Genomic DNA, 10,807 nt, shown 5'->3' with positions numbered 1-10,807 from the left:
TGCAACGACGAGCAGGGGTCTTTTGGCGTGATGAGCGGGCATGATCGAAATACTCTCAGCCTCTCAGCCTCTCAGCCTCTCAGCCTCTCAGCCTCTCAGCCTCTCAGCCTCTGAGGCCTGAAGGCAAGCCACGAGCAGGCACACCGGCACCGCGGTGAATATTGCCGCACTGGCGATTCTGCTGACTACGGAGCAAACTGCCGAAGCGGCTTTGCCCGACCCACGCCAAACGGTGTTCGTCCCAGATCCGCACCACCGGTCAAGGAGGCTTTCATGTCCATCCCTTCCCACCTCTCCAGCTACCTCGACCAGCGCGGCGCGCGTTACGAAGTCCGCCTGCATGAACACAGCCGCAGCAGCGCGGAAACCGCCCGCACCGCCCACATACCACCGAGCCAACTTGCCAAATCGGTCATCCTGGAAGACGACAGCGGCTGCGTGATGGCCGTCATTCCGTCCGACAAGAACGTGGTCGTGAACGAGTTCGCTCACATGCTCGGCCGCCACCACTTGAAGCTCGCCGACGAAGCCCGAATTGCGGCGTTGTTCGACGACTGCCATCGTGGCGCGATTCCACCAATCGGCATGGCCTGGGGCATTCAGACTGTGGTCGATGACGACCTCGAAGCCAACGAGGTCGTTTTCATGGAAGCTGGCGATCATGAGCGCCTGCTGCAGATGTCGCGCGAGCAGTTTCATGAGCTGATGCGCGCCCAGCCGCACGGGCACTTCTGCCAGTCACCGGTGCATTGAAAGCCGCGGGGAAGTCGCTTTTTCCTCGCGTTCCCAAGCGATGGTCACAGCGACATTCCGGTTCTATGAGGAGCTGAACGCCTTTCTGGCGCCCGATCGGCGGGGTCATGAATTTGCCTGTCGCTGCGCCCGCGCCGCGACCACCAAGCACATGATCGAGGCGCTGGGCGTACCGCACACCGAGGTCGAACTCATCTTGCTCAACGGCGAGTCGGTTGACTTCAGCGTATTGCTGCACGACGGTGATCGGGTCGCCGTGTACCCGAAGTTCGAAGCCCTGGACGTGACCCCGCTGCTGCGCGTTCGCGAGCAGCCTTTGCGGGTGACCCGCTTCGTTGCCGATGCGCATCTGGGCGGGCTGGCGCACCTGCTGCGCATGACCGGCTTCGACACCTTGTACGACAACCACTTCCGCGATGACGAGATCGAGCGCATCGCCGGCGAGCAGGGCCGCATCGTGCTGACACGCGATCGTGATCTGCTCAAGCGCCGAGGCGTGACCCACGGGTGTTACGTGCGCGCCTTGCAATCAGCGCAGCAGTTGCGCGAGGTATTCGACCGGCTCGACCTGGTGCGCAGCGCGCGGCCTTTCACGCTGTGCATGAGCTGCAATGAGCCCCTGCACCCCATTGCCAAGGCGCTGATCGAGCCGACGCTGCCGCCCAGAGTGCGCGAGAGCTACGAGCGCTTCAGCACTTGCGATGTATGCCGTCGCGTGTTTTGGGAAGGTTCGCACTGGCAGCGCATGCGCACGATGGTGGACGACCTGTTCGCGTAAGCCCCCTCCCCTCGGCAAGCGGCACAACGTGCCGCCACCCAGACAAAAATATCAGTGGACCTTTGCCAGGATCTTCTCCATTTCATCCTTGGTGAATGCCCTCAGTGTTTGCGACTTGATGTTGCCCGCACCCGCAAGGCTCAATCCGAATGCCGCCACCGAGGCTTCGTCCGGTGCTTCAACGATCGCCACAACGTCGTACTGCCCTTGCGTCCAGAGGACTTCGCGCAAATTCACGCCCACTTCCTTGGCGGCAGATTTCGCAGCGTCGGCACGCTTGGTGGTTTGCTTGACAGACTTGATTCCTTGATCGGTAAAGGTGCTCAGAACAATGTAAGTAGCCATAGTCGAAACCTCCTCGGAAAATGGGGCCGGCGACCCCAAGCTCTTCAAGAGTAGTTCGCAGTCTCGCGAAGACAAGCTCGATCGGGCAACAAGACCTCTCAGATCGCTCCACCCTCACCCGTTGACGATTCGGCTCACCAGCCACCAGGTCGGACAAGATGTCGCCGAACAGGTTGGTCGTCACCAGCATGCCGAACTGCCAGGGGTTGAGCACGAGCTTCATCGCGCAGGCATCGATGATCACAGAGTCGAGCCTTGTATCTCTGCTCATAGAGCTCCTGCCCCGTCTCCAGGAAGAGGCCTGTCAGTGCCTTCATGAGGTTGGCCGTCCGAAAGAATGACCAACCGATGATAGGCACTCGGGGAGCGTCCCCTGCCCACGGCGTTGCGATCTGTCAGAACGCCCAGGTGAAGGCCGGGAAGGCCGGCACCTCAACGCCCAGGTCAGTGCCGGCACCCCGCTTTGCGACACTGCGGCATTGCTTGCCACCCTACCCCTACCCCCGTTCGGGCCGAGGTATCGAAGCCTCTTCCCGCATTGCATGCGCACTTCGATACCTCAGCGCGAACGGGTTGACGCAACACAGACCTTTTGACCATTGCATCCCCAGTAGCTTCAAGACATTGCTTGCCCCCCTACCCCGACCCCGTTCGGGCTGAGGTATCGAAGCCTCTTCCCGCACTGCATGCGCACTTCGATACCTCAGTGCGAACGGATTGACGCGACTCAGACCTTTTGACCGCCGTATCCCAAATAGCTTCAAGACAGTGCTTGCCACCCCTACCCCGGCCCCCGTTCGGGCTGAGGTATCGAAGGCTCTTCCCGCGCTGCATGCGGACTTCGATACCTCAGTTCGAACGGGTTGACGCAACATAGACCTTTTAACCGCCGTATCCCCAATAGCTTCATGACATTGCTTGCCACCCTACCCCGGCCCCCGTTCGGGCTGAGGTATCGTGAGCCTCTTCCCGCACTGCATGCGCACTTCGATACCTCAGTGCGAACGGATTGACGCAACACAGACCTTTTTACCGTCGCATCCCCAATAGCTTCAAGACATTGCTTGCCACCCTACCCCGGCCCCCGTTCGGACTGAGGTATCGAAGTCTCTTCCCGCGCTGCATGCGCACTTCGATACCTCAATGCGAACGGATTGACGCAACACAGACCTTTTGACCGTCCCATCCCCAATAGCTTCAAGACAGCGGGTGTCCTATGCGGTGACGTCACAATCGGCATCTTTCAAGTTGACAGATCCTTGTCACGCTGCGCTTGCATTCTGAGAAACCTGCATTCACGTTGACACTCCAAATGCAGGGGGATACGTTCAAGCCATGTTTCTGGGCTGCGACACTGAACGGCCAATCCTTGCCTCAATCGCTGCGAATCACGTGCGCCGAGGCCAGCGCCGGTGGCTGAACACCGTGACGCAGGAACTCGTTCAACCGTGCCGGGCGACTCATCGACCACGGAAGGCGCCTGATCCTCGGGCGCATTGGCATCAAGTCGGACGATCGCATTGAGGCTCCGGAAATCGATAACCGGACATCGACGCCACGGATTCAAGATCCTTCACAGAGAAGCCGCCCGGGGATGCATTCATCACGAATGCGTCAAGACACCAATGGAAGGCCGGGTGAATATTTCGACCTCGGTTACTACGGAGGCGACGAAACAAAATCAGTCTAATACGCTGCAATTGTTATCTCAAGACCTTCTTCACATGAAATGAACAGGACGGAACTTATGCGCAAACATCTTCATGCCATATTGGCTGGAATTACATTGTTACTTGCAGCCACAAGCTCGTCGGCGGTGTTGATCACCGTCACCCCGAAGCCGCCCACCAAGCAGATCATGTTTCGGATGCCGGCCGGCGTGTACAGGGGCTGCCTGTGGGTCGATGGGATGGGCCCCTGGGCTTCATACTATCCTGATTGGGTCATGCGAAGGCACGGTCCAGCCGACTGGATCCTCCTTCCCGACACGCGGGCAAAGGTCTTTACGACTTTGAAATTCCATTTTTCTAAAGACTGCGACTACAACAGAGCTGCGATAAGCGTAGTGCAGGTACCGAACGACAGACTTTCCAATCTCTGGGTTGATGTCGCCCCGTGGAGTTATGGAAGGTGATGCCATATCCCAAGTTGGCGTGGTATCAATACGGGATACCACTTTCGAGAGTGAACACGGTGGGTGGTGTACTCGAGGCGAGCGTGAACGAGGGGTCGGAGCAGGCCGTTGGTTGGTGACACTGGCTGGATTCGCAATTGTTCGCGTCCGGCGACGTTTGTATGACCTCATCCCGTGCTCGCAGGCTGTGAGCCACGCTCGCAAAGGACATTGCCATGCAGGCGCTGTCTGGGGATGAACCGGTAGCGCGCCTGGCGCGCCGGCACGGCACGAACCGCAAGTTCGTGCCGTGCGGGAAGCGCGGCGCGTCAAGCTACTTGTCCCCTCATTCATGCAGGCAACGGCTGTTTATGCGAGTGCGTCTTGACGACGCACGCCTCGCGTGTGGCGTGACCAGCGAGCCGGATTGAGCTCGCGTGCACGCGTGTACAGCGCATGACGAGCCGCGAGAACCGCGTGATCCTCGCCTGGCTGGGCGGGCGCACCCCCTGAGAGGCTGAGAGTACTTCGAACGTGGCCGAGCAGCACGCCAAAAGGCGCCTGATCTAGGCGCAAAGCGCAGCCATAGCTTGGCTATGGCGAGCATTTGCAACGACGAGCAGGGGTCTTTTGGCGTAATGAGCGGGCATGATCGAAATACTCTCAGCCTCTGAGAGGCTGAAGCTTTGCCAAGTACGAATTTGCGCAGAAGAAGCGCATGAAGTGACGCGAGAAGTTTCTTGCGGAGATGGACAGGTGGCGCCGTGGGAAGGCGGATGCATCGGTAATGCATTACGCCCACGCCCTTCATCGATCAAGGTGAAGGGCGTGAAACTCAGCAGCGCCAACAAGGGATTCACGATACTGAACTATCTCGGCATCCACGGGGCCTCGTAGAAGTTCCAATTAAATGCTCCGCCATCGGCCCACCCCTTATTGAGAACGGAGCCCCCACACCCTTTTGTAACACGGTATTCATACGCGGCATCTCTCTTAATGTAAAGCGTCCTTTGCGTACGAGGTAATACCGAGAATTTTCTCCCCGCGCCTGAAAAGACAATGCAGAACGGTGTGGCGTTTTTTACAAACAGGTTTCCTAAGCCGCGCTTAATCTGGCCATCATTAGGTCCCTGATAAACAACTTGGTTGGCCGTGGCGTGGGCAGGGGCGACGAAGCCGGCGGCAGCCGACAGGAGCACCATTGCAATGCTGGACTTGGCGATTTTCATGTGCAGTTCCTTTGAACTTTAAAATAAAAAATGCGTTTACGCAGATTGGTTATTACGTCGATGCAGCTGTCTGTACCGTATTCTGTCCTCACAACGTCGAAATGAAATGGTGGTTTTACTCGAATCGAATTTCTTCCTCGGAGTTCATCCCGTACCCCTCGGGATTCCTGCCTTATATTGTGTTTTTGCAAGTCGAATCTGACGTCCCCCACCGGGGGTTTCACGGCGACCTTGACTTCGTCGCCGAAATTCTGGAATCCAGGGCTTATCTCGTTACCGCGATACGCTGTTCAGTTGTATTGTTCTGCCGCGGCCCCTGGATATTGTTGCGAAGGAGTGACCTTTTCATGAACTTTGAAGCAGCATGGATGAGAAATGGGGCACAGGCCGTGCGCGCCCGACTGAACGTCCGCCAAGAGCAGGCGAAACTGTCTTGGGCGGCGCGACCTTGCTGTGTCGCCCGGGGGCAAAGGAGCCAATCAGGTCCATGCCGCGAAGCCCTTTAGATTTAGAGTACCAACGCGGCTGTTCGGCCTTGTCGGCCATGACGGAGCGCCCATCTCGCAACCGAGCCGCGCGAGGATCGACTCGCAACTGGCCATGCTCGCAACAAATCGCTCTTGAACCAAGGACCCCACGTTGATCCCACTCATCATCGATTGCGACCCCGGCATCGACGACGCGCTGGCACTCCTCATTGCCGCGGGAAGCCCGGAGTTCCAAATTCTTGGCGTGACCGCGGTCGCCGGCAACCGCCCAGTAGACATCACGTCGATGAACGCCTGCCGCATCCTCGATGCAGCATCGCGAGAAGACATTCCGGTCTACAGCGGCTGCCCGCGTCCGCTGGCATATCCGCAGGCGCGCTGCAACAGCGTTCACGGCGAGGACGGCCTGGGAGGCGCGCAGATGCCGACCCGGCGAAGCCCCGCCCCGGCACACGCAACGCAATTCATTGTGCAGACCTTGCGCGATGCGCCAGCCGGCAGCATCACAGTGGTGGCGGTGGGCCCGCTCACAAATCTGGCCATGGCCGAGATCATGCATCCGGGAATTTTGAGTCGCGCCCGATCGCTTCTCGTCATGGGCGGCGCAGCGTTTTGCTCCGGCAACATCACGCCCAGCGCCGAATTCAACTTCTACGCTGATCCGCTGGCCGCACACATCGTCATGCAGGCAGGCATCGAAGTGAAGCTCTTCGGACTGGACGTCACGTCGAAGGCAATCATGTCCACCGAGTGGATCGCCTCCTTCCAAGAAATGCATTCAACGTGCGGCACTGCTGCACGCACCATGCTGGACGCGTATGCGAACCGCGACCCGCTTTTGCACGATGCCTGCCCGGTGGCTTATTTGCTGGACCCGGCGCTCTTCTCAGGAGAGTCATGCTCGGTCGCGGTGAGTTGGCAGAACGGTCCTTCAGAAGGCCACACCACAGTCTGGCGAAGCGACCGCAGGAACAAACCGTTCCCTGCGAACGCCGTCGTGTTCACCGACGTGGACAGCGTCCGAATGCTCAGTCTCGTTCGACAGCGAATTGCGCAATTGCCATGAGGCCCACGCATGAGGGCATCTGCGGCTGTGTCGCTGTTGAATAGTCAACAGCTCAAAAGATCGATCGCCCCGTAAGCGTCGTCAGAAGCTCCAGCGCCAGAGTGCCCGCATGAGAATTGCCGGACTCGTCGAGCGATGGAGACCACACGCAGATGCCGCACTCGTTGGGCATCACTGCCACGATCCCGCCACCCACGCCGCTCTTGGCCGGCAAGCCCACGCGAAACGCGAAGTCGCCTGCCGCGTCATACGTTCCGCAGGTCAGCATCACCGCGTTCAATCGCTTGGACAAGCTCGCTCCCAGCACCATCTCGCCGCTCGAAGGAATGCGACCGTGATTCGCCAGAAACGACACCGCCCTTGCCAGATCCACGCAATTCATCTCGATGGCGCAATGGCGGCAATAGGCATCCAGCACCAGTTCCACCGAATTGCGCAGGTTGCCGAAGCTCTTCATGAAGTGCGCCATGGCAGCGTTGCGATCGGCGTGCGTACGTTCAGATCGCGCCACGCGCCGGTCATAGTGGACAGCCTGGTTGCCCGATAGCTTTTGCATGAACTCCGCCAGCGCGTTCTCTGGCACTGCGAATCGTGTACACAGGATGTCAGTGATGACCAAAGCGCCGGCGTTGATGAACGGGTTGCGTGGTTTGCCCGACTCGTGCTCCAACTGCACCAGCGAATTGAACGGCGTCCCGGAGGGTTCACGTCCAACGCGGTCCCACACCGCGTCGCCTTCGGCTTGCAACGCCATCACCAGCGAGAAAAGCTTGGATATGCTCTGAATCGAAAAGGTCGTCAGCGCGTCGCCTACCGTGTAGACCTCGCCTCGCACTGTGACGACGGCCATGCCGAAGCGATCGGGCGGCACACGCGACAGCTCTGGAATGTAGTCGGCTACTCTGCCTCGGCCCACGACCGGCAGCACAGCTGCATGAATCTCTTCCAGAACACTGCGGTAATCCATTGATTGGGGCTCGAGACGCTTCGACGGGCTGCGATTCTGCATGATCGCCTGCGGGTCGCCTTGCGGGACAGCCGAACCACCAGCGTGCGCGCTGCGCAGGCCATGATGGACAGGGTCGAGGCATTGGTCAGCGGCGTGCTGATCGGCATCTCCGAGGCTCTGCAGCCTGGCACCGAATCCATCTCGGGAGGTGGCCGTTCACCCAAGAAGTGATCAGACGTCGAACATCTCTGGCTTCGGCACCATCTCGAAGTCAGTGACGCCGCGCAGATAGTGGCGAGCCCGCATCTTTCCAACGGTGCGCACGATGAACTTGACTTGCGCGCCAAGGCCGCCGTCGTTGATGCCGTTCACGCGGGCGTCGAAGTCCGCGTGCAGCGTCGTGCCGGCGTCAAGCTCTCCGAAACCCGATCTGCGGGCCAGCTCGGCGACCACGTCGCACATGCTGTGCCGCGCTTCATCCGATCCGAGCGAGAGTTCGAGCATGTGATTGAGGCTATCGATCACCGCCCGCTCGCTGCAGGCGTCGTCAAGCAATTGCGTCGCAGCGATGAGTCCGTCGACGCCGATGCCGCGTTCACGGATGAGGGTCAGGGCCCGCCCGATCGCGGTGAGACCGCAGCCATCGCCGGGAACATGGCGGACCAGTTCGGCCACGACGCGTACGAAGCGCGAGCGCTCATCGAGCGACTGCTGGCGTGCTATCGCGTGACAGGGGCCGGAATGGTTGTCCTGTGTGTGACCGCCGGCATCGAGCAGCAGCAAGTCGAAGTAGAGATGGTCGGGGTCGACTTCGGGCAGGTCGTCGAGCTTTGCGATGACGTTGCCCGCTCGATAACCCGGGAGTTCCAGGGTTCCCACCCAACCATCGGTTGGCGCCAGACGCAACGCGAGTTCGTTGCGCATGTCGTCCCCGTCTGGAATCAGCTGGCGCGCTTGGTCCTGGCCGCTGCGTGGGTGGCCTTGGTGACCGACTCGGTTGCGGCGGTGTAGTTGGCTTCCGCAGCATCGGTGGCCTGGCGGGCAGCCTTTTGCAGGCTGTCGAAGGCGCTGGTCGTACCCGCGAATGCCGACTTGAAGAAGGCAATGCCGGCGCTCGAACCTTCGGGGACATTCTTACTTGCCGCTTCGAATGCTGTGAGCACCGATTGCTGGAGGCTGGTTGCCTGCTCCGCAGCAACCTTTTCTACTTCGGCCCTGGTGGACAAGAAGATGCCGTAGACCTGGCGGCCATAAGAGGCGATTCTGTCAGCGCCCGGCTGAATCGCACCGGCCTGAAGTGCCAGGAAAGCTTGGGGGTCTTTTGCGGAGAGCGCTGCAATCCCTGCTTCAGCAGCTTCTTCAATACCCGTCTTGAAGACCTTCAGGTTCAGCGTGGCCAATTGCTCAATGCCTTCAAGGGCCTTGGCGGTGAGGTCCATGACGGCGCTCAGGTTGGCTTTTTGGGCGGCGGTGAATTGCTCGGGGTTCAGCTGCATCAAGTGCTCCAGTGTGTTGGGGGCCGGTGCGGGCTCGCATGCTGCGCTGCACCATATCTCCAGTCTAGAGGTACTTTCGAACAAAGCAAGAAGTATTTGCTGCATTGCAGCAATTGGCTGGCGAGTGACGGCAGCATCGTGCCATTCACCTTCGTGGCGGCGGACCAATCGGGCATGAAGCCTCCCAGAGTGCATTCCCAGGGTTTTTACCTGGTTCACGCAAATCGCGTTCCCGATAAGAGCGCCATGGCTGCGAATGCTGTAAACCAATCCGCGACTTCTTGATCCGCAGCCCGTGCGAAATGACTGGATGAGCGACCGACAAGCTGTGACACCTTACAGCTTGAATCTCGGTCGCCGCAGGGGCAAGCTGCGAATATGAGTGATATCGAAGCCCCTTCGACCCGTTGCAAGCGCAGCGCCGACCTTCTCGCCCACAAGGCGCTGGTTCGGCAAATCGCGCACCGCATACGTGCACGCCTGCCGGCAAGCGTAGGGCTCAACGAGATGGAGCAGGCCGGAATGATCGGATTGAACGAAGCCCTGTCGCGCTTCGAGGAAGGCCGCGGTTCGAGTTTCGAGACCTACGCAGCACGACGAATCGAAGGCGCGATGCTCGATGAGCTGCGAGCCACTGACACTCTCAGCCGCGACACCCGCGCCCTCCTGCGCGCGGTGCGACTTGCGGTGCAGCGGCTGGAGCATCGGCTTGGCCGTGCACCTCGCGCCAAGGAGGTGGCCAACGAGCTGGGCTGGTCGATCGACAAGTTTCACCGCTGCATGGTGGACGCTGGCGCCGGAGCCCTGCGCAGCGACGGTGAAGAACTGGAGAACCGGGCGGACGACTCCGCGCTCTGGGCTTCCGATGACGACGAAGACATGCTCATCGACGAGCACGCCGATCCGCTGCGCACCTTGCAGCAGCGTCAGCGCCACATCGCCCTGAACGCCGCGTTCGATGCACTGGAAGAAGCCGAACGCTTCGTCGTCGAGTCGATCTACAAGCATGGCACGAGCTTGCGCGACATCGGCGAGGTGCTCGGCGTCAGCGAGTCGCGCGTGTCGCGAATGAGTGCCGAGATCGTTGCGAAGCTGAAATTGAGATTGCGCGATTGGTAGCGTCCGAAGAGGATCGACCAATGTGACTCGCCCCCTCGAGCACGATCTCGAACGTGATTGGATTCATTCCATCGGATGGTTCCGCTCCCGATTCAGCTCACAACATCGACTCTGCGCAAGGTCATAAAGCGGCTGCACCACCCGCTGGAAGTGATGCGTGCGCTGGTACGCGGCTTACCCATTGAGCTTGCGTAATCTCGAGGAGATGATGGCCGAGCGCGGAGTGGTCGTCGACCATGCCACGGTGCATCGTTGGGCGCTGAAGATGCTGCCAGTTCTGGCGGCGGTGTTTCGCGCCCGCAAGCGATCGGTCGGTTCCTCTTGGAGGGTGGATGAAACCTACATCCAAGTGGGCGGGCAGTGGAAGTATCTGTACCGGGCCGTTGACCGACTCGGCCAGACGGTGGACTTCCTTCTGACGGCGCACCGCGACGTGGCCGCAGCGCGCAGATTCTTCGAGCGCGCCATCGA

The 10,807-nt window shown here is 59.9% G+C and carries 10 protein-coding genes and 2 pseudogenes; 6 read left to right on the top strand and 6 right to left on the bottom strand.

The features are described 5' to 3' along the window. The first annotated feature begins 273 nt into the window (after positions 1-273). Together AC30NL_RS08270 and AC30NL_RS08265 are read left to right on the top strand one after the other, a co-directional pair. The gene (locus tag AC30NL_RS08270; protein ID WP_489463524.1) at positions 274-753 is read left to right on the top strand and encodes an aminoacyl-tRNA deacylase; all 480 of its coding nucleotides are present in this window, start codon (positions 274-276) and stop codon (positions 751-753) included. Between the two features lie 40 nt (positions 754-793). After that, complete coding sequence (locus tag AC30NL_RS08265) at positions 794-1,531, top strand: Mut7-C RNAse domain-containing protein (RefSeq protein WP_489463523.1); 738 nt, start codon at positions 794-796, stop codon at positions 1,529-1,531. Positions 1,532-1,582: 51 nt separating this feature from the next. Here the strand turns inward: AC30NL_RS08265 and AC30NL_RS08260 are convergent, their stop codons facing one another. From AC30NL_RS08260 to AC30NL_RS08250, 3 genes and pseudogenes are all read right to left on the bottom strand, one after another. After that, positions 1,583-1,876: a GYD domain-containing protein gene (locus AC30NL_RS08260; RefSeq protein WP_489463522.1), complete on the bottom strand. Its 294-nt coding sequence runs from the start codon at positions 1,874-1,876 to the stop codon at positions 1,583-1,585. Between the two features lie 136 nt (positions 1,877-2,012). After that, positions 2,013-2,202 (bottom strand): annotated as a pseudogene (locus tag AC30NL_RS08255) (isocitrate/isopropylmalate family dehydrogenase); the annotation flags it as partial. Between the two features lie 2,656 nt (positions 2,203-4,858). Beyond that, positions 4,859-5,218 carry a hypothetical protein gene (locus tag AC30NL_RS08250; RefSeq protein ID WP_489463521.1) on the bottom strand — a complete coding sequence of 120 codons (360 nt, stop codon included), beginning with the start codon at positions 5,216-5,218 and terminating at the stop codon, positions 4,859-4,861. Between the two features lie 639 nt (positions 5,219-5,857). Between AC30NL_RS08250 and AC30NL_RS08245 the strand changes: the two genes are divergently transcribed. Continuing rightward, positions 5,858-6,772 carry a nucleoside hydrolase gene (locus tag AC30NL_RS08245; RefSeq protein WP_489463520.1) on the top strand — a complete coding sequence of 305 codons (915 nt, stop codon included), beginning with the start codon at positions 5,858-5,860 and terminating at the stop codon, positions 6,770-6,772. Between the two features lie 52 nt (positions 6,773-6,824). Here AC30NL_RS08245 and AC30NL_RS08240 read toward each other — a convergent pair whose 3' ends face one another. Continuing rightward, positions 6,825-7,739 carry a glutaminase gene (locus tag AC30NL_RS08240; protein WP_489463519.1) on the bottom strand — a complete coding sequence of 305 codons (915 nt, stop codon included), beginning with the start codon at positions 7,737-7,739 and terminating at the stop codon, positions 6,825-6,827. A 60-nt stretch (positions 7,740-7,799) separates the two neighbouring features. On the opposite strand from AC30NL_RS08240, the gene AC30NL_RS08235 reads away from it, so the two are divergent. Continuing rightward, on the top strand, positions 7,800-7,952 hold the full coding sequence (locus tag AC30NL_RS08235) for a DUF6781 family protein (RefSeq protein ID WP_489463518.1): 153 nt from the start codon (positions 7,800-7,802) through the stop codon (positions 7,950-7,952). Here AC30NL_RS08235 and AC30NL_RS08230 read toward each other — a convergent pair whose 3' ends face one another. Next, on the bottom strand, positions 7,953-8,645 hold the full coding sequence (locus tag AC30NL_RS08230) for a hypothetical protein (protein ID WP_489463517.1): 693 nt from the start codon (positions 8,643-8,645) through the stop codon (positions 7,953-7,955). Positions 8,646-8,662: 17 nt separating this feature from the next. After that, positions 8,663-9,217 carry a phasin family protein gene (locus AC30NL_RS08225; RefSeq protein ID WP_489463516.1) on the bottom strand — a complete coding sequence of 185 codons (555 nt, stop codon included), beginning with the start codon at positions 9,215-9,217 and terminating at the stop codon, positions 8,663-8,665. 378 nt (positions 9,218-9,595) lie between these two features. Here AC30NL_RS08225 and AC30NL_RS08220 point away from each other — a divergent pair, with 378 nt between their 5' ends. Then, positions 9,596-10,336, top strand: coding sequence for a sigma-70 family RNA polymerase sigma factor (locus tag AC30NL_RS08220; protein ID WP_489463515.1), 741 nt, complete (start codon positions 9,596-9,598; stop codon positions 10,334-10,336). Positions 10,337-10,411: 75 nt separating this feature from the next. Further along, positions 10,412-10,807: pseudogene (locus AC30NL_RS08215) on the top strand (IS6 family transposase); the annotation flags it as partial.

This window comes from Rhizobacter sp. (genome assembly GCA_021153565.1).
In the GTDB taxonomy this organism is placed as follows: domain Bacteria; phylum Pseudomonadota; class Gammaproteobacteria; order Burkholderiales; family Burkholderiaceae_C; genus Albitalea.
The sequence above is the reverse complement of the archived record's forward strand: the minus strand, read 5'-3'. Positions and strand labels throughout refer to the sequence as shown.

Bases quoted from the DNA above. Each gene is read 5' to 3' on its own strand.
- AC30NL_RS08270 (WP_489463524.1), top strand. From the start codon at position 274: ATGTCCATCCCTTCCCACCTCTCCAGCTACCTCGACCAGCGCGGCGCG.
- AC30NL_RS08225 (WP_489463516.1), bottom strand. From the start codon at position 9,217: ATGCAGCTGAACCCCGAGCAATTCACCGCCGCCCAAAAAGCCAACCTG.
- AC30NL_RS08265 (WP_489463523.1), top strand. From the start codon at position 794: ATGGTCACAGCGACATTCCGGTTCTATGAGGAGCTGAACGCCTTTCTG.
- AC30NL_RS08220 (WP_489463515.1), top strand. From the start codon at position 9,596: ATGAGTGATATCGAAGCCCCTTCGACCCGTTGCAAGCGCAGCGCCGAC.
- AC30NL_RS08230 (WP_489463517.1), bottom strand. From the start codon at position 8,645: ATGCGCAACGAACTCGCGTTGCGTCTGGCGCCAACCGATGGTTGGGTG.
- AC30NL_RS08250 (WP_489463521.1), bottom strand. From the start codon at position 5,218: ATGAAAATCGCCAAGTCCAGCATTGCAATGGTGCTCCTGTCGGCTGCC.
- AC30NL_RS08260 (WP_489463522.1), bottom strand. From the start codon at position 1,876: ATGGCTACTTACATTGTTCTGAGCACCTTTACCGATCAAGGAATCAAG.
- AC30NL_RS08240 (WP_489463519.1), bottom strand. From the start codon at position 7,739: ATGGATTACCGCAGTGTTCTGGAAGAGATTCATGCAGCTGTGCTGCCG.